A 26,190-nucleotide genomic window follows, 5' to 3' on the forward strand; every position below is an offset into this window, starting at 1 on the left:
AACGGGGGCGGACCGGCTCTTCGGCCGTGGCTGCGGCGGCCGATGGCCGACGGCCGATATGCGCGGCGCGGGCGCGGAGCGGTAGCGCGATCCAGCTGCGGTCGAGCACGGTCCGACGGTGCCGCAGTACTCCTGCCTCGAACTCCTCGACCAGCGGCCGGGCCTGTCCAACGCCGAGCTCGACCGCATGGCGGAGGCCCTCGACGGCTGATCCGGCCTCAGTCGGTCGCGGTCGTGGGGAAGTCGGGTGGAGTCAGTCGCGGGGGAGCAGGGTGCCCAGGGGGCCGAGGTCCAGGTTGAGGTCCTCCGGGGTCAGGCCGTGCTGGTCGCACAGCTCCGCCATGCGCTGGTCGAGCAGCATCAGCGTGGTGCCGATGCGCTCGATCTGGTCCTCGCTCAGGCCGCCCGCGTCGATGCGGCGGATGGCCTGGCGCTCCATCAGCTGGCGGAGGAGTTCGACGACCGTCAGCACCAGTGCTACCAGGTCGCGGCCGACCGAGTCGCGGTCGATGTCGACGCGGGACGGGGGCGCGGGGGCGGCGGGGTCCGAGGGGGTCATAGCGGGCCGCTGTCGGTCCATGGGGCCTGGACCCGTTCGTTCACGGAGGAGAGGAGGGCGTGCAGGGAGAGGCGGACGAGGGGGACCTCGGCGATCGCGATGACCAGGTCGCCGGTGATGACGACGCCCGTGGCGAGCACCCGGTCGAGGAGGTCCACCAGGGGCACGCCGAGCGGTCCGAGGGATTCGGCGGGGGTGGTGCCCCAGTCGGGAGCCGCCTTGCGGGCGGTGGCGGCGGGGGCCGCTTCCCACAGCGCTTTTGCCGGGGCGGTTTCCCAGGAGGCTCCGGTCATGGGGTCGTCCCGGCGTCGGCGAAGGAGTAGGGCGCCCATGGGCCGGAGAGCTCGATCTGGATGTCCGTCTCGTCGTGGCGCAGCGATGCGAGGGCGGCGCGCAGTTCGCGCTCCCGGCCCAGGTCGAGGAGGTAGGCCGCGTTCAGCACATGCGTACGGTGCTTCCCGGTCACCTCGACGCCGTGCGGGCGCAGCCGTCGCGCGGCCACGGCCAGGCCCCGGACGGCGGTGTCCACCCGCTCGGCGGCCCGCAGCGTCTGGGTGTGGCGCTGTTCGCGGCTCTGCCGGCGGGTGCGGACCCGGTCCAGATAGGTGCGGCCGCTGCCGGAGCTGTCTGTCGACGGGGCCTCCGGCGCGGGTGGCGGTCCCGTGGGCGCGTAGACCTTGACGCCCCATTCGGCCCGGCCCGCGATCCGGTCCAGGGCGGTCAGGAAGGACGTCTGCCGTTCGTCCAGGGCCTCTTGGACGCGTCGGTCGTCGAGGTAGAGGGTGGCCAGGGGCAGCGGGACGGTGGGGGCGAGCACCGATGCCGCCGTGATCACCGCGTGGTGGGCGCGGGCGCAGCGCTCCAGCTCGGCGCGGTCGGACAGCCGCCGTCGCAGCGCCTCCTCGCCGAACCCGGCCGCGGGCACGTCCTGGACCACGGCGGTGAGCGGGCCCGCCGGGAGCGTACGGACGGGGGTGCCGGTGCCGAGCCCGGGGAGTTCCGCCAAACCTTCTGCCAGCCTTTCCGCAGGCCGTTCGGCCGATTCGGTGGGCCCGCCGCCGCGGCAGACCGCGAAGACGTAGCTGAGGGTGGGGACTTGGGACGGGGTCATCGGTCGCTCCGCTCCTGCGCGGTGGCGCCGACCGCGCTCAGCTCCTCTGAGCCGATGCGCGACTCCAGGGCGTGGAGCCGCTCGCGCAGTTCCGCGTTCTCCTGGGTGAGGGCGTCCCGCGCGGCGCGCGAGGAGAGCGCTGGGTCGGTTTCCCACCAGTCGATTCCGGCCTTGCGGGCGGTGTCCACGGAGGAGACGAACAACCGCAGCCGGATGGTGAGCAGTTCGATGTCCAGCAGGTCGATCTTGATGTCCCCGGCGATCACGATGCCCTTGTCCAGCACACGCTCCAGGACCTCGGCGAGGTCGGAGGGGTGCCGCTCGGCGACCGGGGGAGCGGGGTACGCCAGCTCGCGTTCAATCACGGTGTCTCACCCTTGCCTTCCCTTCTCGGCCGCCGGATCGCTCCAGCAGGTCCAGCAGCCGGTCCTCCTCCCGGTCGAACTCTTCGGGGCCGATCGCCCCCGACTCCAGCGCCTCGTTCAGCGCGGCGAGCCGGGCGCGCAGCACCGACGGATGGCACAGCTCCTCCTCGGCGACGTCCCTCATGCGCTCCGCGATCCACGCCACCCCTCGCACCGGCGCCAGCGGGAAGAGCACGACCTGGCTCAGCACGCCCATGTCAGATTCGGCCTTCCGTGAAGCTGTAGCAGGGCAGCGGGCCGGTGAGCAGCAGCTCCACCCGGTCGCGGTGGCCGGTCGCGAAGCGCTCCACCACACCGTGGAACCGCCGCTCCTCGCGCCGGTGCAGCAGGAAGGAGACGTTCAGCACGCACCCCTCGACCTCCGGGCCGCGCACCTCGGCGTCCGCCACGGCGGAGAGCTCCGCGAGCACCGTGGCCGCGGCGGCCGCCGCTCTGCGCTCGAGCCCGCGCGCCACGGCCTCGCCCAGCCGCACGCTCGCCTCGTACCCCGGGGCCCGGCGGGCGGCGCTGCGCAACCGGCTCACCTCGGGGTCCTCCCGTACCAGCGAGCCCAGGCCGGTCTCGGTGGGCATGGCCTTGAGGTTCATCTCGACCCGGCCGTCGACGCGTTCGAGCGCGGCCAGGCAGTCGTGCTGCGCGGACAGCAGCTGCTGCCGCACCGACTCCTCGTCGGGGGCGACCATCCCGAAGCGCGTCGGCAGCACCGGTCCGTCCTTCCCCAGCGTCAGGGCGAGGTCCTGGTGGGCGAGGAGGTCGCGGCGCTTGGCGCGCAGCCGGGCCGGGGCGTCGCTGATCACCGCGGCCAGCGCTCCGGCCCGGAGGGTACGGACCGGGGCGGGCCGCTCGCCCACGCCGGTATGGCCGGGCGACACCGTGTGGGAGGCGCGGACGACGCCGTAGACGTACACGCTCCGGGGCGCGGTCATGGATCAGTCCTCCTCGGAAGCGGAGCCGGAGGGCGGAGCGGAACGGCGGCGGGGGCGGGCGGCGGTGGACGCGGTACCCCGCCGGGAGCGGCCCTCCCGCGCCTCCTGCTCCTCTTCCTCCTCCTCGTCGTCGTCACCGGCCCCGACGGCCCTCTTGACCTTCTCTCCCACCCCTGCCACCGCCTTCTTGGCCTTCTTCTTGCCGAGGCCGGCGGCCATCTGCCCGGCCGGGCTCCCGCCGCCGCCCGCGACCCCGCCCAGCAGTTCGGGAACGGTCTTGCTGCGGTCGAATTCGAGGTCCATGCGGTTGCAGGCTTCGGCGAAGCGGAGGTAGGTGTCCACGCTGGCCACCACGATGCGGGCGTCGATCTTCAAGATCTCGATGCCCACGAGGGAGACCCGGATGAAGACGTCGATCACCATGCCCCGGTCGAGGATGAGTTCCAGGCAGTCGTAGAGGGTGCCGGTCCGCTGGATGCGGACGACCTCTTCCGTATAGGTGCCAGTGGGCATCGCGGGGCGTCCTTTCGGCAGTCGTCTCAGCAGTCGTCGGCCGCACCGCGCCGGTAGCGGCGGACCCTCCGGTATTCCTGGAGTTCGCCCCGCTGGTCGATGTGCACCTCGTACGTGGCCAGCAGGCTGGTGGTGTCGGGGATCCGGGCGACCTCGAGGACGTCCACGCTGACGACCCAGCCGTCCTCGTGACGGGTCACGCCGCTGACGCCCTCGGTCTCATGGACGAGCAGCGAGTCGAGCTGTTCACACGCGCGCCGGGCGGCCTCGGCCGGCTTGGGCGGCCGGGGCCGGGTACTCGTCCTGGTGGCCGACGGGCGCGGTTCTCGCTCTGCCATGTGCATCAGGTGATCACAGGACGTGTCCGGCCGCCCGCCGGGATGGGCCGGACGCGGGACCGCCAGGCGGCTGCCGCCGGGGATCGGAGGCGCCCTGAAGGGGCGCGGGGCCGTGTCGAAATGCGGCTCCGCCGCGCGGGCGCGACCGGCCACGACGGTGCCGCGGACGATCGACGGCAGCTCGGAGAGGTTCCGGCGAGCTCAGCGCACTTCCGGCGGAGCGCTCAGGCCCCCTCCGCCTCATCCCGCTCCTCCGTGCTCAGCGAGGACCACAGCCGCTCGCTCGCACAGTGCATATGCTCCGCCATGGCCCGCTCGGCGGCCTCCGGGTCGCGGTCGCGGATGGCCTGGAGGATCGCGGCGTGTTCCTTGAGCGTGCCCGCCACCGTGCCCTCGATGTCGCCAGCGCGCTCCATCCAGACCTGGAGGAGCGAGCGGATGCTGTGCAGGATGTCGCTGAGCACGGAGTTGCGGGCGATGGTCGCCGTCTCCAGGTGGAAGGCGATGTCGGCGTCGATGAAGGACGTGACGTCGCCGCCCGCCTCGCGCATGTGCTCCAGATGGGCCTCGAGGCGGTCCACGTCCGCTGGTTCGGCGCGTTCGGCGGCGAGGCGGGCGGACATGCCCTCCATGAAGGTGCGCACCTCGACCAGGTCATGGGTGCGGCGCTGCCCCAGCATCAGGCCCCAGTTGATGGCGCGGGGCAGGAACTCGGAGGTGCCGGCCCGGACGTACGACCCGGAGCCGGGGCGGATCTCGATGATGCCGAGGACGTCGAGGGCGGACAGCGCGCCACGGACGCTGGACCGGGCCACGTTCAGCGCCTCGGCGAGCTGGCGCTCCGCGGGGAGCCGCATACCGGGCTGTAGATGACCTTCGGAGAGATGGTCGAGCAGCCGCTTGGCCACCTCGCTCACCGACGACTCCCGGACGACGGGGCGCAGCAGGGCGGTGAAGTTCGGCTGGTCGGACTCAGCGCTCACGTGGCGTTCCCCTCAGCGGTCTGGGCTGGACACACCAGTACATCACCAGTGGCCGGAGTGGAAATCCCCGGCTATCGCTTAAGCGCTCGGCGGGAGTCTGTCAAGAGGCCATTGGCCTGCGATAAAAGCGACGCTCATCACTTTGGTTAATTGGTGACCAATTTTCGACGAGTGGCTAGCGTGAGGCTCACTCCACCGGACAACGCCGTCCCGCCCCGTGAGGAGCCGCCATGGGCACCCCTGTTGTCACCCCGGTCACGACGGACGTCGAAAGATCGGCGATCAGGAAGATCTCGATCCGACTCGTCCCGTTCGTCGCCCTGATGTTCTTCGTGAACTTCCTCGACCGAACCGCGGTCTCTTTCGCGGAGCCCAACGGCATGGGCGAGGACCTGGGCCTCAGCGCCGCTCAGTTCGGGCTCGCCTCGGGCGTCTTCTTCATCGGCTACATCCTGCTGGAAGTGCCCAGCAACATGGCGCTGCACCGGTTCGGCGCCCGCCGCTGGCTGGCTCGGATCATGGTCACCTGGGGAATCGTTTCTCTGCTTTTCACCTGGGTGAACTCCACCGAGCAGCTGTATGCGCTGCGCTTCCTGCTGGGTGTCGCCGAGGCCGGGTTCTTCCCCGGTGCGATCCTCTTCCTCAGCCAGTGGGTGCCGGCCCGCCACCGCACCCGGATCCTGGCGCTGTTCTACCTCGCCCAGCCGCTCACCACGGTGATCGGGGCGCCGCTGGCCGGGCTGCTGATCAACCAGCACGGCTCGTTCCTCGGCCTCGACGGCTGGCGCTTCATGTTCCTCGGCGTCTCGGTGCCCGCGATCCTGCTCGGCGTCATCGCCTGGTTCTATCTGATCGACCGCCCGGCCGACGCCAAGTGGCTCACCGGCGAGGAGAAGAACTGGCTGACCGGCGCGCTGGCACGGGAGGAGAGCGAGAAGACGGCCGGCCACGGCGGGCATGAGGGGCTGAAGGCCGCGTTCGCCAGCGGCCGGGTGTGGGTCCTCGCCCTCATCTACTTCGGCTTCATCTACGGCCTGTACGCCCTGGCGTTCTTCCTGCCCACCATCATCAGCGGCTTCGAGGACCAGTTCGGGACCCACTTCAGCGTGATGGACAAGGGGCTGATCACCGCCATCCCCTATCTGCCCGCCGCGATCGTCCTGTTCTTCTGGTCCCGGCACGCCACCCGGCACGGGGTGCGCGCCTGGCATGTGGCCGGGCCCGCGGTGGTCGGCGGCGTCAGCATCCCGCTGGCCCTGTCCATGGGCTCGCCGACCGCGACCGTCGCCGTGATCACCGTCACCGCCTGCTCGATCTTCGCGGCGCTGCCCGCCTTCTGGTCGCTGCCCTCGCGGTTCCTCACCGGAGGCGCCGCGGCCGCCGGTATCGCCCTGATCAACACCGCCGGGAACGTGGCGGGCTTCGCCGCGAGCTACATCACCGGCTGGCTGCGGGACCTCAGTGGCTCCTACTACGCGCCGCTGTTCCTCGTCGGCGGCTTCATGCTCCTGTCCGCCGTGCTGATGGTGCTGCTCGCCGCCCGCCGCGGACCCACGGCCCCCGCCCCCGAACAGGAGCTGATCACCGCCGGGCACTGACCCCCCGCCCGCCGTCCAGCCCCAGCACCGAGCACCCCCCGCGGCCCCGGGAGACCGCCAGTCATGACACGACTCTTCAACAACCCAGCCGCCTTCGCGGACGAGGCCCTGGAGGGCTTCGCCGCCGCCCACCGGCGCCTGGTCCGGCGCGTCCCCGGTGGCGTCGTCCGGGCCACCGCCACCGCCCCCGGCCAGGTGGCCGTGGTCGTCGGCGGCGGTTCCGGCCACTACCCGGCCTTCTCCGGTCTGGTGGGGCAGGGCCTGGCGCACGGTGCCGCCGTCGGCAATGTCTTCGCCTCGCCCTCGGCCCAGCAGGTGCACCAGGTGGCCAGGGCGGCGCAGTCCGGCGGCGGGGTGCTGCTGGCCTTCGGCAACTACGCGGGCGATGTCCTGCACTTCGGCCAGGCCGCGGAGCGCCTCACCGCCGAGGGCGTCCCCTGCGCGACGCTCGCCGTGACCGACGACGTCTCCAGCGCCGCGGCCGGGGAGTCGCAGAAGCGGCGCGGGGTCGCGGGCGACCTCGCGGTGTTCAAGACCGCCGCCGCGGCGGCCGAGGCGGGGCTGCCCCTGGCGGAGGTGGTCCGGCTCGCGAGGCTGGCCAACGCCAGGACCCGCTCGTTCGGCATCGCCTTCTCCGGCTGCACCCTGCCCGGTGCGGACGCCCCGCTGTTCACGGTCCCGGCGGGCCGGATGGCGGTGGGCCTGGGCATCCACGGCGAACCGGGGCTGGCCGAGCGCCCGGTGCCCAGCGCCGACGAGGCCGCCGAGCTGCTGGTCTCCACCCTGCTCCACGAGCTGCCGGAGGGGGTGGAAAGCCCCCGCGGACAGCGGGCGGGCGTGATCCTCAACGGTCTGGGCTCGGTCAAGTACGAGGAGTTGTTCGTCGTCTACCGCCAGGTGGCGCGGCTGCTCGCCGAGGCGGGGGTCGAAACGGTCGACCCCGAGGTGGGCGAGCTGGTCACCAGCTTCGACATGGCGGGCGTCTCGCTCACCCTCTTCTGGCTGACCGATGAGCTGGAGCCGCTGTGGACGGCCCCGGCCGACGCCCCCGCGTACCGCAAGGGGACGGTCGCACCGGTCGCGGCCGACGAACCGTCCACGACCGGCGAAGCACCCGAGGCCGCGGACCCGGACCCCGTTGAGAACACCGCAGTCCCCGAGGCGAGCGAGCCCTCCCGCGCCGCGGCCCGCACCGCGCTGGCGGCGCTCGGCGCCATCGAGGCGACCGTCCGGGCCCACGCCGATGAGCTCGGCCGCATCGACGCGGTCGCGGGCGACGGCGACCACGGCATCGGCATGCGGCGCGGCTCCGAGGCCGCGCACGCGGCCGGACGCGGGGCCCTGGAGCGGGGCGCGGGCGCGGGCACCCTGCTGCACCACGCCGCCGACGCCTGGGCCGACCGGGCCGGTGGCACCTCCGGGGCGCTGTGGGGGGTCATCCTGCGGGCGCTCGGCACGGCACTCGGCGACACCGAACGGCCCGACGCGCACGCCGTCAGCGTCGGCGTGGACGCCGCCGCCGACGGGGTGATGCGGCTCGGCAAGGCGGAGACCGGCGACAAGACGATGGTCGACGCCCTGGTCCCGTTCGCCGACGCGCTGAGCGACGCGGTCGGCGGGGGAGCGCCGCTGGCCGCCGCCTGGGACACCGCGGCCACCGCCGCCGACGCCGCCGCCGAGGCCACCGCCGGGCTCCTGCCCCGGCTGGGCCGTGCCCGGCCGCACGCCGAGAAGTCGCTGGGCACCCCCGACGCCGGTGCGGTGTCCCTCGCCCTGATCGTCCGCGCCGTGCACGGCGCCCTCTCCGGTTCCACCGCCTGAGCGCTCCGCCGGAAGTGCCCCTGACCCGCCGTCGATCGTCCGCGGCGCAGCCCACCGCCAAGAAAGGCTGAGATGAACGACAAGCTCCGTATCGTCGTCGGATCCGATGACGCCGGATACGACTACAAGGAGGTTCTGAAGCGGGACCTGGAGGCCAGCGAGCTCGTCGCGGCCGTGACGGACGTGGGCGTGGACGCCGATGGGCACACCGCCTACCCGAAGGTCGCGATCGCCGCCGCCGAACTCGTGGCCGCGGGCGAGGCCGACCGGGCGCTGCTGGTGTGCGGCACCGGACTCGGGGTCGCCATCGCGGCCAACAAGGTCAAGGGCATCAGGGCCGTCACCGCCCACGACAGCTTCTCCGTCGAACGCGCCATCCTCAGCAACAACGCGCAGGTGCTCACCTTCGGCCAGCGCGTCGTGGGGCTCGAACTCGCCCGCCGCCTCGCCCGGGAGTGGCTCACCTACCGCTTCGACACCTCCTCGGCCTCGGCCGCCAAGGTCGAGCTGATGTGTGCCTACGAAGAGGGCACGGCCGCCTGATGTCCGCCCCGCATCTCCCGTCCGTCACCATCGGCGTCAGCCTGAAGATGTACTTCGGGCACCATCGGACGCTCAACTGGTGCCGTCGCATCGCGGCGATCGCCGAGCGGCACCCGGCCGTCACCGGCGGCCTCGCCGAGACGTTCGTCCTGCCCTCCTTCCCGACGCTGGTCCCGGCCGCCGGGCTGCTCGCCGGGACCGGGGTCCGGATCGGCGCACAGGACCTGAGCGCCGAGGAACCCGGCGCGTTCACCGGCGAGGTGAGCGGCGCCCAGCTCAAGGAGATCGGCTGTGCCTACGCCGAGGTGGGCCATGCCGAGCGGCGCCGGCTCTTCCACGAGGACGAGACGATCGTCGCGGCCAAGACCGCCGCCGCGCTGCGCCACGGCCTCACCCCCGTGCTGTGCGTCGGTGAGCCGGAGCGCACCGACGCCGGGCGGGCGGCCGAGCGCTGCGCCGCCGAGGTCGAGTCCGCCCTCGCGGCGGCCGGACGGGCCGGGGTGCTCGGCCCGGTGGTCGTGGCGTACGAGCCGCAGTGGGCCATCGGCGCCCCCGAGCCCGCCTCGCCCGAGCACATCCGCGCCGTGTGCACCGCTCTGAGCACCCGGCTGGTGGAGCGGGCGGAACTCGCGGGCAGCCGGGTGGTCTACGGCGGCAGCGCCGGACCGGGGCTGCTCACCCGGCTCGGCCCCGAGGTCGGCGGGCTCTTCCTGGGCCGTTTCGCCCATGACCCGGGCGCGTTCGAGGCGGTCCTGGACGAGGCCGTGGCCCTGCACGGGACGACTGTGGCGGGGGTGGGGTGAGATGGCCCTGGGACTGAGCACCTACGCCTTCTTCTGGCAGATCTCCTCCGGGGCGCCCCGGCCGCTGACGCTGGCGGACATGCTCCGGCGCACCCATGAGCTGGACGCCGACGTCTTCCAGATCTGCGACTACCCGCTGATCGAGACCTTCTCCGACGAACTGCTCGCGGAGGTGCGCGCCACCGCCGACTCCCTCGGCATCCGGCTGGAGCTGGGCACGCGCGGGGTCCGCCCCGCGCATCTGCTGACCTATCTGGACCTCGCGGAGAAGCTGGGCGCCCGCTTCGTCCGATCCATGCTGAACACCGCCGACCACCGGCCGGCCGTCCGCGAGGCGGTCGGGCTGCTGCGCGAGGCGGTGCCCGCCTACGCCGAGCGCGGCGTCACCCTCGGTCTCGAGACGTATGAACAAGTCTCGACGGACGACCTGCTGGCGGTCGTCACCGGCGTGGACAGCCCGCACCTCGGCGTCTGCCTGGACCCGGGCAACAGCGTGGCCCGCCTGGAGCGGCCGGCCGATGTGATCGGCCGCACCGCCCCGTACGTGGTCAACATCCACGTCAAGGACTTCGCCTTCACCCGCCGGGACGGCTGGGTCGGCTTCACCCTCGCCGGCTGCCCGCTCGGCGAGGGGCTGCTCGACTACGACGGCATGATCGCCGCGGTCGGCCCGGAGGAGAAGGGCGTCAGCCAGATCGTGGAGCACTGGCTCCCGTGGCAGGGCGGCTTCGAGGAGACCGCCCGGCTCGAGGACCAGTGGACACAGCACAGTGTCCGCACCCTGAACACCCTGATGAGGAGCACCTGATGGCCACCCCCGCCACAAAGCCCACGACCGTCGCCGTCATCGGCGCCGCCGGAAAGATGGGCCTGCGCGTCTCGGCGAACCTGGAGCAGAGCGACTTCCGCGTCCTGTTCAGCGAGAACTCCCCCAAGGGCCAGGAGGTCCTGGCCGAGCTGGGCCGCGAGGTCATCGACTCCGCCAAGGCGGCGGCCGAGGCGGACGTGGTCGTCCTCGCCGTCCCCGACCGCGTCCTCGGCGCGGTGTCCGAGGCGCTGGTGCCGGTGATGAAGCCCGGCTCGGTCGTCCTCACCCTGGACCCGGCCGCCGCGTACGCGGGGCTGCTCGCCCGGCGCGACGACGTCGCCAACGCCTGTGCGCACCCCTGCCACCCGTCGGTCTTCCTGGAGCGCACCACCAAGGAGGAGTGGGCCGACACCTTCGGCGGGATCGCCGCGCCGCAGGAGGTCGTCGCCGCGTTCGAGTCCGCGGACGCGGCGGCGCGCGAGCTGACCGAGACCGTGATCCGCACGATGTACGCCCCGGTCGTGGACGTCCACTGGGTGACCGTGAAGCAGCTGGCCGTGCTGGAGCCCACCCTCGTGGAGACCATCGCCTGCATGGTCGGCGCGCTGCTGACGGAGGCCCTGCACGAGACCGTCCACACGGTGGGCGTCCCGGAGCCGGCCGCCCGTGCGATGCTCCTCGGCCACACCCAGGTAGCCCTCGCCAACACCCTCAAGGGCGACAACCCGTTCTCCGACGCCTGCCTGATCGCGATGGACTACGGACGGGAGTCGATCGTGCGGGACGACTGGAAGAAGGTCTTCCAGGACGAGGAGCTCGACAAGGTCATCACCCGCATGCTCAAGATCAAGGAGATCCGCCGCACGGCGTGACGCCGAACGCTGTGCGGTACGCCCCCGGTCACGGTGCGCTCACGGGGGAGCGCACCGCGATCGGGGGCTTCGTCGGCTCGGCCCGCCGTGGCGTCCGGGATGCGTTCGGGATGAGTGAGGCCCGAGGGCGTACTCACGCGGTGGACGCATGGAGGGCGGGCGCGTGAGGTGTGGGGGCCTTCGGGTGTCCCGGGCGGCGCTTTTCGGTGTCCCGGCCGGACCCGGCGCGGGCTGTCGGCGGGTGGCCGTACTCTGGAAGACCCCCGGCCCGTGACACGTGTCGGGTCGTTCGCGTTGTCCGCCTCCGGGATGGAATACCCCTTTATGAGCCTCACCGGTCTGCTCGACGTCGTCGTAAGGGACCCCGCGCTCGCCGAGGCGGTGCGCGGTGCCGCCGACGGCCGTCGTCCCCACGTCGATCTGGTCGGCCCGCCGGCCGCCCGCCCGTTCGCCATCGCCGCGCTGGCGCGCTCCGCGGGCCGTCCCGTGCTCGCCGTGACCGCCACCGGCCGGGAGGCGGAGGATCTGGCGGCGGCGCTGCGCTCGCTGCTGCCCCCGGACGGGATCGTGGAGTACCCGTCCTGGGAGACGCTGCCGCATGAGCGGCTCTCGCCGCGCTCGGACACGGTCGGGCGGCGCCTCGCGGTGCTGCGCAGGCTGGCCCATCCGCGCCAGGACGATCCGGCGGCCGGCCCCGTCTCGGTTGTGGTCGCGCCCGTGCGGTCCGTGCTCCAGCCGCAGGTCAAGGGGCTCGGGGACCTGGAGCCTGTGAGTCTGCGGGCCGGGCGGACCGCCGATCTGGAGGAGATCGTGGACGGGCTCGCGGCCGCCGCGTACTCCCGGGTCGAGCTGGTCGAGAAGCGCGGCGAGTTCGCCGTGCGCGGCGGCATCCTGGACGTCTTCCCGCCCACCGAGGAGCATCCGCTCCGGATCGAGTTCTGGGGCGACGACGTCGAGGAGATCCGCTACTTCAAGGTGGCCGACCAGCGCTCCCTGGAGGTCGCCGAGCACGGGCTGTGGGCGCCGCCCTGCCGGGAGCTGCTGCTGACCGACGAGGTGCGGGAGCGGGCCGCGGCCCTCGCCGAGGCCCACCCCGAGCTGGGCGAACTGCTCGGCAAGATCGCCGAGGGGATCGCGGTCGAGGGCATGGAGTCCCTGGCCCCGGTGCTGGTGGACGACATGGAGCTGCTGCTTGACGTCCTCCCGGCGGGCAGTATGACGGTCGTCTGCGAGCCGGAGCGGGTGCGTACCCGGGCGGCGGACCTGGTGGCCACCAGCCAGGAGTTCCTCCGGGCGTCCTGGGCGGCCACCGCCGGGGGAGGGGAGGCCCCGATCGACGTCGGCGCGGCCTCCCTGTGGAGCATCGCGGACGTTCGCGACCGCGCCCGTGAGCTGGGCATGATGTGGTGGTCGGTGAGCCCCTTCGCGGCCGATGAGGAGCTCGCCGAGGACACCGTCAAGCTGGGGATGCACGCCACCGAGAGCTACCGTGGCGACACCGCCCGGGCGCTGGCCGACACCAAGGGCTGGCTCGCCGAGGGCTGGCGCACGGTCTATGTGACCGAGGGCCACGGCCCCGCCTCCCGCACCGTCGAGGTGCTCGGCGGCGAGGGGATCGCGGCCCGGCTGGACGGCGACCTCACCGAGATCAAGCCGTCCGTGGTGCATGTGGCCTGCGGTTCGATCGACTACGGCTTCGTCGACTCGGGCCTGAAGCTGGCCGTGCTGACCGAGACGGATCTGTCCGGGCAGAAGGCCGCGGGCAAGGACGGGGCGCGGATGCCCGCGCGCCGCCGTAAGACCATCGATCCGCTCACCCTCGAGGCGGGCGACTTCATCGTCCATGAGCAGCACGGCGTCGGGCGCTACATCGAGATGGTGCAGCGCACCGTCCAGGGCGCCACCCGCGAGTATCTGGTGGTCGAGTACGCCCCGGCCAAGCGCGGCCAGCCCGGCGACCGGCTCTTCGTCCCCACCGACCAGCTGGAGCAGGTCACCAAGTACGTGGGCGGGGAGGCGCCGACCCTGCACCGGCTCGGCGGGGCCGACTGGACCAAGACCAAGGCGCGCGCCAAGAAGGCCGTCAAGGAGATCGCCGCCGACCTGATCAAGCTCTACTCGGCGCGGATGGCGGCGCCCGGCCATGCCTTCGGCGCGGACACCCCCTGGCAGCGGGAGCTGGAGGACGCCTTCCCGTATGTGGAGACCCCCGACCAGCTCACCACCATCGCCGAGGTCAAGGAGGACATGGAGAAGTCGGTTCCGATGGACCGGCTGATCTGCGGCGACGTCGGCTACGGCAAGACCGAGATCGCGGTCCGCGCGGCCTTCAAGGCGGTCCAGGACGGCAAGCAGGTCGCGGTGCTCGTGCCCACGACCCTGCTGGTGCAGCAGCACTTCGGCACCTTCGGCGAGCGGTACGGCCAGTTCCCGGTCAACGTCAAGGCGCTCTCCCGCTTCCAGACCGACACCGAGGCCAAGGCGGTGCTGGAGGGGCTGCGGGACGGGGCCGTCGACATCGTCATCGGCACCCACCGGCTCTTCTCCTCCGAAACCAAGTTCAAGGACCTGGGCCTGGTCATCGTGGACGAGGAGCAGCGCTTCGGCGTCGAGCACAAGGAGCAGCTGAAGAAGCTCCGCGCCAATGTGGACGTGCTGACCATGTCCGCCACCCCCATCCCGCGCACCCTGGAGATGGCGGTCACCGGCATCCGCGAGATGTCCACCATCACCACCCCGCCGGAGGAGCGCCATCCGGTGCTGACCTTCGTCGGGCCGTACGAGCAGAAGCAGATCGGCGCCGCCATCCGGCGTGAGCTGCTCCGCGAGGGCCAGGTCTTCTACATCCACAACCGGGTGGAGTCCATCGACCGGGCGGCCGCCCGGCTGCGCGAGATCGTCCCCGAGGCACGGATCGCCACCGCCCACGGACAGATGTCGGAGAGCGCCCTGGAGCAGGTCGTGGTCGACTTCTGGGAGAAGAAGTTCGACGTCCTGGTCTCCACGACCATCGTCGAATCCGGTATCGACATCTCCAACGCCAACACCCTGATCGTCGAGCGCGGCGACAACTTCGGCCTCTCCCAGCTGCACCAGCTGCGCGGCCGGGTCGGCCGTGGCCGCGAGCGCGGTTACGCGTACTTCCTCTACCCGCCCGAGAAGCCGCTTACGGAGACCGCCCATGAGCGGCTGGCCACGATCGCCCAGCACACCGAGATGGGCGCGGGCATGTATGTGGCGATGAAGGACCTGGAGATCCGCGGCGCGGGCAATCTGCTCGGCGGTGAGCAGTCCGGCCATATCGCGGGCGTCGGCTTCGACCTCTACGTACGGATGGTCGGCGAGGCCGTCGCCGACTACCGCGCCTCGATCGAGGCGGGCGACGGCGAGGTCGCGGAGGCGCCGCTGGAGGTCAAGATCGAGCTTCCGGTCGACGCGCACGTCCCGCACGACTACGCCCCGGGCGAGCGTCTGCGCCTCCAGGCGTACCGCGCCATCGCCACCGCCACCAGCGAGGACGACATCCGCGCCGTCCGCGAGGAGCTCACCGACCGCTACGGCAAGCTCCCCGAACCCGTGGAGAACCTCCTCCTGGTCGCCGGGCTGCGCCTGCTGGCCCGCGCCTGCGGCGTCACCGACATCACCCTCCAGGGCGCCAACATCCGCTTCTCCCCGGTGGAGCTCCGCGAATCCCAGGAGCTGCGCCTCAAGCGCCTCTACCAGCGTTCGGTGATCAAGCCGGCCACCAAGCAGGTCCTGGTACCCCGCCCCGCCACCGCCAGAATCGGCGGAAAGCCGCTGGTGGGACGGGAGCTGCTGGCCTGGACCGGGGAGTTCCTGACGACGATCCTGGGGTCGTGACCGACGGCGATCCCGGGCGGCGTTCTCAATCGGCTTGTCTTTGCAGCCGCCGTGCATGGAAAATGCATGCATGGTGGCTCTTCAGATTCGGGATGTGCCGGACGAGGTACGCGACATACTGGCCGAACGGGCGAGACAGCTGGGCCAGTCCCTCCAGGGGTATCTGCTGGACCTGGTCAGGAGTGAGGCCGAGCGGGCGGGCAATATCGCGCTCTTGCAGCGGTTCGAGGGGCGATCGGACGGCGCCGGGACCTCCATGGGCGAGACGGTGCGCGAGCTCGACGCGGACCGCGCGGACCGCGCCGCCGAATTCGGCCTCTCGCCAGGAGAACCGGGGGCGACCGCGTGATCATTGTGGATGCGAGCGTCCTCATCGAAGCGCTCACCGGGGACGCCGCCGCCGGGAAGGTGGCCCGTGCGCGCCTCGCCCAGGACCCGCATTGGGCAGCGCCCGGCCATCTCGTCGTCGAGACCTTCCACGCGGTACGCGGTCGGCTCCTCGGCGGGAAGATCACCCAAGCTCGTGCCGAGGACGCTGTTGCAGCGTTGACCGGTGCGTCGATCGAGGTGATCGCCATCCAGCCGCTCCTGATACGCATGTGGGAGCTGCGAGGCCAGGTGACGGGCTACGACGCGGCGTACATCGCGGCGGCGGAGGTGTACCGGGCTCCGCTGATCACCGGTGACGCCAGGCTGAGTCGCTGCACCCTGGCGCGCTGTGCGATCGAGGTCATCGGCTGACCACTCGGGGCAGGGGACAGGGGCGGGCCGCGCGCAACACCCCCGTCGTCGCGCGGCGGCCTACCCCGGCTCGTCAAGGACATTAGGCGGGCGGGGCCGCGGCGGCGAGGAACGATATGCACAGTGAGGGCGCCGCGTGGTTCCCGTTCGAACGGTGAATGCTCTGGTGAACGGTGAGTACGGAAGCGAATGGTGGGTGCAGCGGCGGGACCGTTGAGCGCACCCCTTCGGCCGCGGGGCTTCCGGTCTCAGAGCGAGCCCAGCGCCCGCATCGCCAGCCACAGCTCGTACTTCGCGCTCGGCGCGGTCAGCAGGGAGCGTCCCAGTACGTCCTCCGCCCTGGTCAGCCGCTTGCGGGCACCCGGTAGCGAGATCCCCAGGGCGGCGGCCGCGGCGGGCAGCCGGGCGTCGGCGCGCAGCCAGGTCCGTACGGTCTCCAGGGCGGCCGTCGGTCTGGCCTGCTCCAGCGGGCGCAGCTGGACGCGTGCCCAGGTCCCGGCGGCGGAGGTGCCCAGCACCGCGTCCAGCGTGGCGGTGCGCCCCGGCGGGGCCAGGGCGCGGGCGGCCGCGGCCTGGGGTGCCGTGTGCAGCCGCAGTGCGAGCCAGGCGGCCGACTGCGCGGGCAGGCTGCGGCTGACCTCCACGCCCAGCAGCTCATCGAGATGGCGTATCCGCGCGGCGAGCGTATTGCGGTGGATCTTCAGATGGCGGCTGGCCGCCCCGCCGAAGCTGAGCCATGAGCCGAGGGTGCCCAGCAGCTCCTGCGGGCCGGGGTCGGCGCGGCGGGCCGGTGCGTACCGCAGACAGGGCGCCAGGAGTTCGCTCGCCCACAGATAGCCCTCGGGGCCCGCCAGGACGGTCACATCCACGTCGCCGCCGAAGCCGGCGCGGTGCTCGGGCGCGTTACGGGCCACCGCCAGCGCGTGGATGGCCTGCTCATAGGCGGTCGGAGTGTCCCGCAGCGCGACCGCCGCGCTCACCCCGACCCGGCACTCGGGCACCAGCCGGACGATCAGCAGGTCCAGTGGCTCCTGGGACGGGCCCGTTCCGGTAACCGGCCCGGCGACGGCGGCCGGGGCCGTGCCGGGTGGCGAGGCGGTTCCGGGTGGCGGGGCCGTTCCGGGTGGTACGAGCGCTATGAGGTGGTTGGGGCGTACCGGACACGGCACGATCCACGCCCCGCCCCCGGCCTCACGGTCGATCCGCTGGGCGATCTCGCGCCGCCGGGGCTGCGGACACTCGATCACATACACCTGGATCACCGAGGGCAGCGCCGCCCGCAGCGCCCCGGCGATCCGCTGCGCCGCCGGCACGCTGCCCACCATCAGCAGATGCAGCACCGCTTCCCGGCTGTGGCCCTCGGCCGACTCGATCCGCCGCCGCTCCCGCTCGGCCCGCTCCAGCCGCCAGCACAGGCCGAGGGTGCGGGCGGCGTCGGCGAGCAGCATTCCGCAGCGCGGATCGTCGGGACCGACGACGACCAGATACGTCCTCGGGTCGGCGTCGAGCGCGATCAGATGCACCGGCGGCCCCTCGCCCCCGCCCAGCACCGCGGACGGCGCCCCGCGCCGGTGCAGCTCCACGGCGGCCTCGGCGGCGAGCCGCGCGACCGAGGGGTCGCTCTCCCCGCCCGGCCTGGCCAGCACCCGGCCCGTGTCCCCGACCAGCGCGGCCGGGCCGCCGGTGCGCCAGGTCAGCCAGCCGAGTATGTCCCGTATCGCCCCGCGCCTGGTGGCCAGCCGGGCGAGGGCGAGAACGTCGTCAGCGCGGTCCGCGCGGTCGGCGCGCACATCGGATGGCGAGGCGGGCATGAAACAGCACATTAGTTCCGATCGCATGGGTTTCCGAAGTGCGCGGCCCGGCCTGTGGAAACCTGTGGAAAAGGCGGAGATCACAGGAGGGCGGGCACGGGCGGACGCGGCTCAGCGGATCGGCGGACGTCGGCTGCGGTTCGAGGCGCCGCAAAGGGGCGCGGGGCCGGGCCGATGTGCGGCTCCGCCGCGGCTGTGTCGATATGCGGCTCCGCCGCGTGGGACCGGCCACGACGGCGCCGCGGACGATCGACGGCAGCTCAGCCCACTTCCAGCGGAGCGCTTAGGCTCGGCCGGTGTCCACCGTCATAGCCGCCATGATCACCGCCGTCGTCGGCATCCTCGGGACCCTCTTCGCGCCCCTCCTCCAGCAGCGCATGACGGCACGTCAACGGGTCGAGGACGCGCTGACCGAGGACCGGCGGCGCCGCTTCGAGGAGCGCCGGGCCGCGTACACCGCGATGAACCGCGCCTCCCGGCAGTTCCACACGCTCCTCAAGGACGCGCTGCACCGGATCCGCGACGATGTGTACACCGACGAGGACCGCGTCCGGCTGGAGGAGGCCCGCCGCGACTACCGGGACCGCTACGCCGAGGCGCAGATGATCGTCCCCGAGCGGGTCCTGGAGGCGTCCCGTGAGCTCAATACGGTGCTCGCCGGGATCGACGCCCTGGCCAAGCGGATCGACCGGGGCCTCCAGAACGACGGCAAGACGGCGGCGGACGCGCTGCTGGAGCTGAAGGAGGCCGAGCCCCGGCTGTCGGCGATGCGCCGGATCATGCGGGAGGACCTGGGCATCTTCGACTGAGGCCCGGGGCCGCGCGGCCATGACCTCACAGGTAATCGACGGCCTGGGCAGGGCCCGGCAGGCTGATCCGTGTCCGCCGATCTGCCCGGAGCACCTGGAGGAGCCATGCCCGCCGCCTATGCGCTCGCGCATCTGTACGGCCGCAGTCCGCACCCCGACGTCATCGAGTACCTGGAGCGGATCCAGGCCACCCTCGACCCCTTCCACGGCCGCTTCGTCATCCATGGCGACGGGCTGGAGGTGGTCGAGGGGGAGTGGCCGGGCAGCGTGGTGCTGATCGAGTTCCCGGGCGGGATGGCGGACGCCCGCGCCTGGTACGCGTCGCCCGCCTATCAGGACATCCTGCCGCTGCGCACCGATCACATCCAGGGCGATGTGATCCTGGCTGACGGCGTCGGCCCCGGGTACGACCCGCTGAAGCGAGCCGAGAAGCTACGGTCCGCGGACCCCAGCGGCTACGCCCACTAGCGCCCGCCGCCCGGCGGATCTGTCCCCTCCCCGCCCCTTCCCGAAACTGGGGCCCCGCCCCAGACCCGGAGGGGTGACGGGTTGGCCGTCGTTGTTGTGAGCACTTGGATCGGTGGGCTGATCGTGGGCGGGACGTTGGTGTGGTGGATGGCTTGGCGGGCTGGTCCTCTTCCCGCTGCCAAGGGCTTCGCCTCTGGGCCCCGGGGGTGGTGAGTTGGCCGTCGCTGTTGTGAGCACTTGGATCGGCGGGCTGATCGTGGGTGGGACGTTGGTGTGGTGGATGGCTGGGTGGGCTGGTCCTCTTCCCGCTGCCAAGGGCTTCGCCTCTGGGCCCCGGGGGTGGTGAGTTGGCCGTCGCTGTTGTGAGCACTTGGATCGGTGGGCTGATCGTGGGTGGGACGTCGGCGCGGTGGATGGCTTGGCGGGCGACCGCGCACATTCGGGGCGTCCGGTCGGGGTCTGGGGCGGAGCACCAGTTGTGGGAAGGGGCGGGGAGGGGAGTAGCTCGCCGCAGGCGTCACGATCCGTCGGGCACCCTTGGCCGGCCGGCGCGCCCGCCACCCCGCAGCGGTCACCGCCCCACCGCGTACCCCTGCGCGCCCCGCGGATTCGCGGCGGCCAGTAGCACGCCCGTCTCCGGGTCGCGGGCGACCGCGCACAGGCGTCCCTCCGACCAGGGGGCGCCGATCACCACATCGTGGCCGCGGCGGCGCAGTTCCGCGATGGCGGCCTCGCCGATCCGGGACTCCACGACTACCCGTCCCGCCGTCATCGCCCGTGGGTGGAAGGAGCCGGGGAAGGACTCCTGGTGCCAGTTGGGGGCGTCGATGGCGCCCTGGAGGTCCAGCCCGGAGCGCACCGGGGCCCGCAGCGCGACCCCGAGGAAGAAGTGCGTGCTCCACTGGTCCTGCTGATCGCCGCCCGGGGTGCCGAACGCCATGACGGGGGTGTCGCCGCGCAGCGCGAGCGAGGGGGTGAGCGTGGTGCGGGGACGGCGGCCGGGGGTGAGGGAGTTCGGCAGCCCGGGGTCCAGCCAGGTCATCTGGAGCCGGGTGCCGAGCGGGAAGCCCAGCGCGGGGATGGCGGGGTTGGACTGGAGCCAGCCGCCGCTGGGCGTGGCCGCGATCATGTTGCCCCAGCGGTCCACGACGTCGAGATGGCAGGTGTCGCCCCGCGTCACCCCGTCCCGCCCGACGTCCGGTTCCCCGGCGGCCGGTCCGCCGACCGTCGGCTCCCCGCCGCCCGGCCCGGCGGCCGGTCCGCTCTCCCCGGAGGCCGCGCGGGCCACGGCGGCCAGCGCCTGCTTGCTCAACCGCGGTGTACGGCCCCCGGGTTGCCCGGGGCGCAGCTCGTACGAGGCGCGTTCGCCGATCAGCGTCCGCCGCTCATCGTTGTACGGGCGGGAGAGCAACTCCGTCAGCGGTACGTCGGCGGCGTCCCCGTACCACGCCTCGCGGTCGGCCATGGCCAGCTTGCCGCCCTCGACGAGGGTGTGCAGGAACTCGGGTGTGCCCAGGTCGTCCTCGCCCAGTCCGTCCGGCAGCAGCGCGAGTTGCTGGAGCAGCACCGGCCCCTGGCTCCAGGGCCCGGCCTTGCACACGGTCCAGCCGTTCCAGGAGTGGCGGACCGGCGGTTCGTACGTGGCCTCGAAGGCGGCCAGATCGTCCCCGGTGAGCGTCCCGGCGTTGCGCTGCCCGGACGAGTCCATCGCGGGCCGGGCCGCCGCGTCGGCCAGCTCCTGCGCGATGAAGCCCTCGCGCCAGACCCGGCGGGCCGCCTCGATCTGGGTCTCGCGCCCCGGCCCGGCCGCCTCCGCCTCGGCGACCAGCCGCCGCCAGGTGGCGGCCAGCGCGGGGTTGGTGAGCAGCCGTCCGGCGACGGGGGACTTCCCGTCCGGCAGATACAGCTCGGCCGAGGTCGTCCACTCGGTCTCGAACAGCTCCCGCACCGTCTCGACCGTCTCGCCGATCCGTTCGACCGCGGGATGGCCGTGCTCGGCGTAGCCGATCGCGTACCGCAGCACCTCGGCGAGCGGCTTGGTCCCGTGGTCGCGCAGCAGCACCATCCAGGCGTCGAACGCGCCGGGCACCGCCGCCGCGAGCGGGCCGGTGCCGGGGACGAGGTCGAGGCCGAGCGAGGTGTAGTGGTTGATCGTGGCCCCGGCGGGGGCCGGGCCCTGTCCGCACAGCACGGTGGGTTCGCCGCCCGCCGGGGCGAGGATGATCGGCACCTCGCCGCCGGGCCCGTTGAGATGGGGTTCGACCACATGCAGGACGAACCCGGCAGCCACGGCCGCGTCGAAGGCGTTGCCGCCGTCCTCCAGGACGGCCATGGCGGATTGTGAGGCCAGCCAGTGGGTTGAGGACACCATGCCATGGGTGCCCTGAAGGGTGGGCCGGGTGGTGAACATGCGGCGGGCTCCTGGTCTCGTACGGGGTGCGGGCGGGTGCGGGCGGGTGTCTCGGGAGGGCGGCCTCAAGGAGCGTCTCGGGAGGGCGCCCTCAAGGAAGGCCGAGGGAGCCTCAGGGCCGATTGATCGTCACGGGGCAGGGCGCCGCGGCGTCCGGCGCGGTGCCGTCGTCCGCCACCAGATGGCAGGACACCTGCCGCCCGCCGCCCTCCGCAAGCCGCCGCAGCGCGGGCGGCTCCGTGCGACAGCGGTCGACGGCGAGCGGACAGCGGGTGTGGAAGCGGCAGCCCCCGGGCGGATCCAGCGGGCTGGGCAGCTCCCCGCTGAGCACGATCCTGGCGCGCGACCGCTGCGCGGCCGGGTTCGGCACCGGGGCCGCGGACAGCAGCGCCTGGGTGTACGGATGCTTGGGGTCGGCGAACAGCTCGGCGGCCGGGGCCTGCTCCACCAGCTGTCCCAGATACATCACGGCGATCCGGTCGGCGAGGTATTCGACGGCGGCCAGGTCATGGGTGATGAACAGACAGCCGAAGTGCCGCTCCCGCTGGAGGTCCACCAGCAGATTGAGCACGGACGCCTGGACGGAGACGTCCAGCGCCGACGTCGGTTCGTCGGCCACCAGCAGTTGGGGATCGACCGACAGCGCGCGGGCGATCGAGACCCGCTGCCGCTGCCCGCCGGAGAGTTCATGGGGCCGCCGCCGCGCCAGTTCGGGCCGCAGCCCCACCTGGGCCAGCAGCGTGGCCACCCGGTCGCGCAGCGCGTCGCCGGACGCCAGGCGGTGCAGCCGCAGCGGCTGGGCGACGATGGCGCCCACGGTCATCCGGGGGTCGAGCGAGGAGGACGGGTCCTGGAAGACCAGGTGGAAGTCCTTGCGCAGCGGACGCAGCGCCCGCTTCGAAAGACGGGTCACATCGCGGCCGTTGATCGTCACACTGCCCGCGGTCGGCCGGTCCAGCCGTACGGCGCACCGCCCCACCGTGGACTTGCCGCTGCCGGACTCCCCGACCAGGCCGACGATCTCGCCGCGGCCGATGCTGAGGCTGACCCCGTCGACCGCCCTGACGGTGCCGGCGGGCCCGGTGAAGTGGCGGACCAGGCCGCTGATGTCGAGCACGGTGTCATCCCGGGACGCCTCCGGGGGCGCGATGGCGGCGGTCATGAGCGGGCCTCCTGTCCGGGACGTTCGGGTTGTCGGGGGTGGACCGGCACCGGATACCAGCATGCGGCCTCGTGCCGCTCGTGCCCTGCACCCCGCTCGTGCCCTTCACCCCGTCCACGCGGCTCGCCTCGCGCACCCGGTTCACCCTGCTCGGCACGTTCGCCCCGCTCCCGCAACGGCCGTTCCCGCAACGGCCGTTCCCGCAACGGCCCCAGCGCGGGCCGCTGCGCGCCGCACCGTTCGTCGGCGTAGGAGCAGCGGGGCTGGAAGGTGCAGCGGTCGGGCTGTTCGGTGAGGCTCGGCACCAGTCCGGGGATCTCCCGGAGCCGCCCCCGCTCGCCCTCCGCCCGCCGCCGGCCGGGCACCGGCACCGCGCCGAGCAGCCCGTGGGTCGGCGCACGAAACCGGAGGCGGCGAAGACCGGGACGGCGATGGCGAAGGCGAGGACGAGCACGATGCCGAGCCAGAAGGCGGGCACCGAGAGCCCCAGCAGCGCCACCGCGTTGACCAGCCACTCCTCGGGCCTGCCGCGCCGGACCGCCGCCACCACCCCGGCGCCCACGCCGACCACGACCGCGAGCAGCAGGGCCAGCGCGGACAGTTCGAGGGTGACGGGCAGCGCCTCCAGGACCGAGTCGAGGACGGGCAGCCCGGTGCGGGAGGAGACGCCGAGGTCGCCGGTGGCGGCGTGCCGCACATAGCGCACGTACTGCACCACGATGTTGTCGTCGAGCCCGTAGCTCTCACGGATCTGGGCGATCGCCTCGGGGGTGGGCTCCTCCCCGGCCAGTGCGGTGGCGGTGTCGCCGGGCAGGGCCCGTACGCCGGCGAAGACCACGACGCTGACCAGGAAGAGGGTGATCAGCGATTCGCCGAGACGGCGGATCGGATACGACATCAGCTCCCTCCCTTCGCGTACCCGGCGTCCTTCACCCGGATCAGCCCGTCGCCGAAGACCTTCAGCCCGGCGACCTTCTTCGTCACGGACACGTAGTTCGTGGGCTGGATCAGATAGAGCACGGTGTGCTGGGCGCGGACGCGCTCGACGAGCTCTGCGTAGATCTTCTTGCGGGCGGCCTTGTCCGCGGTGGCGCCGCCCTCGGCGATCAGCCGGTCGATGGCGGGGTCGGAGAGGCCGCCGTAGTTCTGGGCGCCGCCGGTGCCGGCGAACACGTCGATGTTGCCCGCCGGGTCCAGCCGTCCGGACCAGTTGGTGGTCGCGGCCTGGAAGTCGCCCGCGCGGGAGTGCTCCAGGCCGGTGGCGAACTCGGTCGGCGCCAGGCTCACCGCGAACCCCGCCTCCTTGGCCATGGCCTGGATGACCTGGCCCAGCCGGTTGTCCTCCGGAGTGGTGCTGATCTGGAGCCGCACCCGGACCGGGGTGGCCACCTTGGCGGCCTTGAGCAGCCGCCTGGCCCTGGCCGGATCGCGGGCCGGGCAGTGGGCCCCGGTGGCGTACGGGGTGCCGGAGGGGAGCGGACCGCAGGTGGGCCGGTAGCGGTCCTGGAAGACGATGGTGTTGATGAGGTCGCGGTCCAGGGACAGGTCGAACGCCTCGCGCACCCGCACCTCCCGCGCGATCGGGGTGTCGATCCGGCCCGGCGGCGCCCCGGCGCCCTTGGTGTTGCCGATGTTGAGGGTCAGTCCGTAGTAGCCCAGCGAGGGGGAGTTGAACAGCTGGAGCCCGGGTTCGGTGAGCGCCCTGCCCACCTGCACCGGGTCCATCTGGTCGCCCACCTGGATGTCACCGGACTGGAGATTCGCCAGCCGTACGTTGCCGTCGGTGATGGTGCGGTAGATCACGCGCCGCAGATGGACGGCGTCGGCGTCGTAGTAGTTCGGGTCCTTGTCCAGCACGATGCGGTCGCCCACCACACGCTCGGCGTAGCGGAACGGGCCGACGCAGGTGGGGTGGCTCGCGAAGCCGTTGCCGTAGCGCTTCAGCGCCGTCGGGGACATCACCATGCCCGCGCGGTCGGCGAGCAGCGCGAGCAGCGGGACGTACGGCTTCTTCAGCCGCAGCCGCACCGTGTCGTCGCCGACCGCCTCCACGGCCGTGACGGGCTTCAGCTCGCTCGCGCGGACGGATCCGGTCAGCGTGCGGTGCCGGTCGAGGGAGGTCTTGACCGCCTTCGCGTCCATCCGGGTGCCGTCGGCGAACCGGACGCCGTGCCGCAGCCTGATGGTCACGGTGCGGCCCCCGTCGCTCGTCGTGGGCGGGGCGGCGGCGAGCTGCGGTACGAACCGGTTCCGGGCGTCGACGTCGTAGAGCTTCTCGCACATCGCGGCGAACACCGTCCGGCCCACGGCGGTGCTGGCCAGGGTGGGGTCCAGCTTGTCCGGGTCCGATTTGAGGGCGATGGAGAGCGTTCCGCCGTCGCGGACGGCCCGGGGGTCGGTCATCCGGTCGGCGCCCACCTCGGCCGCGGGGGAGGCCAGGGAGGCGCAGCCGGCGGTGGCACCGGCGATCAGCACGCACAGCCCCCGGGCGGCGAGGGCCGCGGCGCGCGGTCGGTGGCGGGTGGGTGGTGGGGGCCGGTCGCTGGGTCCGCTCGTTCTTTGGCGCATGGCGGGATGCCTCACTGCTGGGGACGTGGTGCGCGCGCTGCGGTGCGGCCAGGATGGCGCAGGGGACAGCGATTGGTCCACTGGTCGGACCAACTTGATGTCGGCAGCCGCTAGTGGGAGGAGCCCGCGGCTCTGGTTGCCCGCCCGTCACCACCTGGTTAAATCCGGTCGCGCCGGCGGCCGGGAGTACGGCGGGGGAGCCGCTCGGCGGATATGAGACTCTGGACCACCGGCGGGAACGGAAAAGGCCACAGGAAAGCCCGGGAAGCTCGGGAAAGTCTGGGAAAGGCCCGGGAAAGCTGAAGAAGGCGGAGGAAAGCCAGGAGATGGACTGGCGGCAACTGCGGCACTCCACCCTGTCGAGGCCGGACGCCCTGGCCGTCGGCCTGGAGCGGCTGATCCTGAGCGGAGAGCTGGCACCCGGTTCCCGCGTCCCGCCGGAGCGGGAGCTCGCGGAGAGCCTCGGCGTCTCCCGGGGCTCGGTCCGAGAGGCGCTGCGCGCCCTCGCCGCACGCGGACTGGTCGCCCGGCGCCCCGGCTCCGGCACCGTCGTGCTCGACCCGGGGGCCACACCGCGCGGCGACATCCTGGCCTCGGGGCTCGACGCCACGGCGGAACTGCTTCAGGTCATGGAGGTGCGCGCGTGCATCGAGCCCTCGGTGACCGCGCGGGCCGCCCGGCGCGCCACCCCCTCCGACATCGTCCAACTGCACGCCCTGCTGGACGCGATGCGACGGGAGCCCACGCGCCAGGAGTTCACCGAGCTGGACCGCACCTTCCACCGGGCCATCGCCCAGTACACCCGCAACCCGCTGCTGCTGCGGCTGCTGGACCGGGTCTACGAGATCGGCGAGCCGGGGCGGCGCAAGACCTCGCTGTCCGCCGCCCGCCGCCGCGCCACGATCGAGGAGCACCAGGCCATCCTGCGGGCGATCGAGGCCCGCGACCCGGAGGCGGCCCGCGCGGCCTCCGAGGCACATCTGGACTCGGTGCTGCACCGGATCGAGGAGCAGCGGCGGCGTACGGAGGCGCGGGGCGGGGAGGGTTGAGCCCGGCCGTC

The 26,190-nt window shown here is 72.8% G+C and carries 26 protein-coding genes and 2 pseudogenes; 13 read left to right on the forward strand and 15 right to left on the reverse strand.

Annotation, left to right across the window (positions count from 1 at the left end; all coding sequences use genetic code 11):
- Positions 1 to 118: 118 nt before the first annotated feature.
- Positions 119 to 193 (forward strand): annotated as a pseudogene (locus NQU54_RS37225) (MarR family transcriptional regulator); the annotation flags it as partial.
- 60 nt (positions 194 to 253) lie between these two features.
- Here NQU54_RS37225 and NQU54_RS37230 read toward each other — a convergent pair.
- The 9 genes from NQU54_RS37230 to NQU54_RS37270 all read right to left on the reverse strand — a co-directional run bounded on the left by NQU54_RS37230 (position 254) and on the right by NQU54_RS37270 (position 4,855).
- Positions 254 to 559, reverse strand: coding sequence for a gas vesicle protein K (locus tag NQU54_RS37230; RefSeq protein WP_069864698.1), 306 nt, complete (start codon positions 557 to 559; stop codon positions 254 to 256).
- On the reverse strand, positions 556 to 726 hold the full coding sequence (locus tag NQU54_RS37235) for a gas vesicle protein (protein ID WP_257634905.1): 171 nt from the start codon (positions 724 to 726) through the stop codon (positions 556 to 558). Before NQU54_RS37235 ends, NQU54_RS37230 begins: the two co-directional genes overlap by 4 nt.
- 122 nt (positions 727 to 848) lie before the next feature.
- The gene (locus tag NQU54_RS37240; protein WP_257634863.1) at positions 849 to 1,670 is read right to left on the reverse strand and encodes a GvpL/GvpF family gas vesicle protein; all 822 of its coding nucleotides are present in this window, start codon (positions 1,668 to 1,670) and stop codon (positions 849 to 851) included.
- Positions 1,667 to 2,035: a gas vesicle protein gene (locus NQU54_RS37245; protein ID WP_257634864.1), complete on the reverse strand. Its 369-nt coding sequence runs from the start codon at positions 2,033 to 2,035 to the stop codon at positions 1,667 to 1,669. Before NQU54_RS37245 ends, NQU54_RS37240 begins: the two co-directional genes overlap by 4 nt.
- Positions 2,028 to 2,291, reverse strand: coding sequence for a gas vesicle protein GvpG (locus tag NQU54_RS37250; protein ID WP_257634865.1), 264 nt, complete (start codon positions 2,289 to 2,291; stop codon positions 2,028 to 2,030). Before NQU54_RS37250 ends, NQU54_RS37245 begins: the two co-directional genes overlap by 8 nt.
- 1 nt (position 2,292) lies before the next feature.
- Complete coding sequence (locus NQU54_RS37255; protein WP_257634866.1) at positions 2,293 to 3,021, reverse strand: GvpL/GvpF family gas vesicle protein; 729 nt, start codon at positions 3,019 to 3,021, stop codon at positions 2,293 to 2,295.
- A gap of 3 nt (positions 3,022 to 3,024) precedes the next feature.
- Complete coding sequence (gene gvpJ / locus NQU54_RS37260; protein WP_257634867.1) at positions 3,025 to 3,534, reverse strand: gas vesicle protein GvpJ; 510 nt, start codon at positions 3,532 to 3,534, stop codon at positions 3,025 to 3,027.
- A gap of 26 nt (positions 3,535 to 3,560) precedes the next feature.
- Positions 3,561 to 3,872, reverse strand: a complete 312-nt coding sequence (locus tag NQU54_RS37265) for a gas vesicle protein GvpO (protein ID WP_257634868.1) — start codon at positions 3,870 to 3,872, stop codon at positions 3,561 to 3,563.
- 224 nt (positions 3,873 to 4,096) lie between these two features.
- The gene (locus tag NQU54_RS37270; protein ID WP_069864686.1) at positions 4,097 to 4,855 is read right to left on the reverse strand and encodes a FadR/GntR family transcriptional regulator; all 759 of its coding nucleotides are present in this window, start codon (positions 4,853 to 4,855) and stop codon (positions 4,097 to 4,099) included.
- 230 nt (positions 4,856 to 5,085) lie between these two features.
- Between NQU54_RS37270 and NQU54_RS37275 the strand changes: the two genes are divergently transcribed.
- The 9 genes from NQU54_RS37275 (at position 5,086) to NQU54_RS37315 (ending at position 15,902) form a co-directional block, all read left to right on the forward strand.
- Positions 5,086 to 6,453 (forward strand): MFS transporter, encoded by a 1,368-nt coding sequence (locus NQU54_RS37275; protein ID WP_257634869.1) that lies wholly within the window; start codon positions 5,086 to 5,088, stop codon positions 6,451 to 6,453.
- Positions 6,454 to 6,516: 63 nt separating this feature from the next.
- Positions 6,517 to 8,274, forward strand: a complete 1,758-nt coding sequence (locus NQU54_RS37280) for a dihydroxyacetone kinase family protein (protein ID WP_257634870.1) — start codon at positions 6,517 to 6,519, stop codon at positions 8,272 to 8,274.
- A 72-nt stretch (positions 8,275 to 8,346) separates the two neighbouring features.
- Positions 8,347 to 8,817: a ribose-5-phosphate isomerase gene (locus tag NQU54_RS37285; RefSeq protein WP_100806380.1), complete on the forward strand. Its 471-nt coding sequence runs from the start codon at positions 8,347 to 8,349 to the stop codon at positions 8,815 to 8,817.
- The gene (locus NQU54_RS37290) at positions 8,817 to 9,620 is read left to right on the forward strand and encodes a triose-phosphate isomerase family protein (RefSeq protein WP_257634871.1); all 804 of its coding nucleotides are present in this window, start codon (positions 8,817 to 8,819) and stop codon (positions 9,618 to 9,620) included. Before NQU54_RS37285 ends, NQU54_RS37290 begins: the two co-directional genes overlap by 1 nt.
- A 1-nt stretch (position 9,621) precedes the next feature.
- Entirely contained in the window at positions 9,622 to 10,428 is an 807-nt protein-coding gene (locus NQU54_RS37295; RefSeq protein ID WP_257634872.1) for a sugar phosphate isomerase/epimerase family protein, read from the forward strand.
- Positions 10,428 to 11,300, forward strand: a complete 873-nt coding sequence (locus NQU54_RS37300; RefSeq protein ID WP_257634873.1) for a phosphogluconate dehydrogenase C-terminal domain-containing protein — start codon at positions 10,428 to 10,430, stop codon at positions 11,298 to 11,300. Before NQU54_RS37295 ends, NQU54_RS37300 begins: the two co-directional genes overlap by 1 nt.
- 324 nt (positions 11,301 to 11,624) lie before the next feature.
- The gene (gene mfd, locus NQU54_RS37305; protein WP_257634874.1) at positions 11,625 to 15,161 is read left to right on the forward strand and encodes a transcription-repair coupling factor; all 3,537 of its coding nucleotides are present in this window, start codon (positions 11,625 to 11,627) and stop codon (positions 15,159 to 15,161) included.
- A 70-nt stretch (positions 15,162 to 15,231) separates the two neighbouring features.
- Positions 15,232 to 15,510 carry a hypothetical protein gene (locus NQU54_RS37310; protein WP_102937446.1) on the forward strand — a complete coding sequence of 93 codons (279 nt, stop codon included), beginning with the start codon at positions 15,232 to 15,234 and terminating at the stop codon, positions 15,508 to 15,510.
- Positions 15,507 to 15,902 (forward strand): type II toxin-antitoxin system VapC family toxin, encoded by a 396-nt coding sequence (locus NQU54_RS37315; RefSeq protein ID WP_257634875.1) that lies wholly within the window; start codon positions 15,507 to 15,509, stop codon positions 15,900 to 15,902. The genes NQU54_RS37310 and NQU54_RS37315 overlap by 4 nt, the downstream gene beginning before the upstream one ends.
- Positions 15,903 to 16,150: 248 nt before the next feature.
- Here the strand turns inward: NQU54_RS37315 and NQU54_RS37320 are convergent, their stop codons facing one another.
- The gene (locus tag NQU54_RS37320; RefSeq protein ID WP_257634876.1) at positions 16,151 to 17,713 is read right to left on the reverse strand and encodes a helix-turn-helix domain-containing protein; all 1,563 of its coding nucleotides are present in this window, start codon (positions 17,711 to 17,713) and stop codon (positions 16,151 to 16,153) included.
- A 296-nt stretch (positions 17,714 to 18,009) separates the two neighbouring features.
- Between NQU54_RS37320 and NQU54_RS37325 the strand changes: the two genes are divergently transcribed.
- A complete protein-coding gene (locus NQU54_RS37325) occupies positions 18,010 to 18,522 on the forward strand; it encodes a hypothetical protein (protein ID WP_257634877.1) in 513 nt (170 codons plus the stop codon).
- A 105-nt stretch (positions 18,523 to 18,627) separates the two neighbouring features.
- On the forward strand, positions 18,628 to 18,990 hold the full coding sequence (locus NQU54_RS37330) for a DUF1330 domain-containing protein (protein ID WP_167502954.1): 363 nt from the start codon (positions 18,628 to 18,630) through the stop codon (positions 18,988 to 18,990).
- Between the two features lie 571 nt (positions 18,991 to 19,561).
- Here NQU54_RS37330 and NQU54_RS37335 read toward each other — a convergent pair.
- The 5 genes and pseudogenes from NQU54_RS37335 to NQU54_RS37355 form a co-directional block, all read right to left on the reverse strand.
- On the reverse strand, positions 19,562 to 21,400 hold the full coding sequence (locus NQU54_RS37335; protein ID WP_257634878.1) for a gamma-glutamyltransferase family protein: 1,839 nt from the start codon (positions 21,398 to 21,400) through the stop codon (positions 19,562 to 19,564).
- Positions 21,401 to 21,512: 112 nt separating this feature from the next.
- On the reverse strand, positions 21,513 to 22,562 hold the full coding sequence (locus NQU54_RS37340) for an ABC transporter ATP-binding protein (RefSeq protein WP_257634879.1): 1,050 nt from the start codon (positions 22,560 to 22,562) through the stop codon (positions 21,513 to 21,515).
- Positions 22,559 to 23,077 carry an oligopeptide/dipeptide ABC transporter ATP-binding protein gene (locus tag NQU54_RS37345; RefSeq protein ID WP_308408529.1) on the reverse strand — a complete coding sequence of 173 codons (519 nt, stop codon included), beginning with the start codon at positions 23,075 to 23,077 and terminating at the stop codon, positions 22,559 to 22,561. The genes NQU54_RS37340 and NQU54_RS37345 overlap by 4 nt, the downstream gene beginning before the upstream one ends.
- Positions 22,960 to 23,460, reverse strand: a pseudogene (locus NQU54_RS49495) (ABC transporter permease); the annotation flags it as partial. The gene NQU54_RS37345 and the pseudogene NQU54_RS49495, both read right to left, overlap by 118 nt.
- Positions 23,460 to 25,130 (reverse strand): ABC transporter substrate-binding protein, encoded by a 1,671-nt coding sequence (locus NQU54_RS37355; protein WP_257634880.1) that lies wholly within the window; start codon positions 25,128 to 25,130, stop codon positions 23,460 to 23,462. The pseudogene NQU54_RS49495 and the gene NQU54_RS37355, both read right to left, overlap by 1 nt.
- A 326-nt stretch (positions 25,131 to 25,456) precedes the next feature.
- Between NQU54_RS37355 and NQU54_RS37360 the strand changes: the two genes are divergently transcribed.
- Complete coding sequence (locus tag NQU54_RS37360) at positions 25,457 to 26,179, forward strand: FadR/GntR family transcriptional regulator (RefSeq protein WP_257634881.1); 723 nt, start codon at positions 25,457 to 25,459, stop codon at positions 26,177 to 26,179.
- The last annotated feature ends 11 nt before the right edge of the window (positions 26,180 to 26,190 follow it).

It is taken from the genome of Streptomyces malaysiensis subsp. samsunensis, assembly GCF_024519315.1.
GTDB lineage: Bacteria > Actinomycetota > Actinomycetes > Streptomycetales > Streptomycetaceae > Streptomyces > Streptomyces malaysiensis.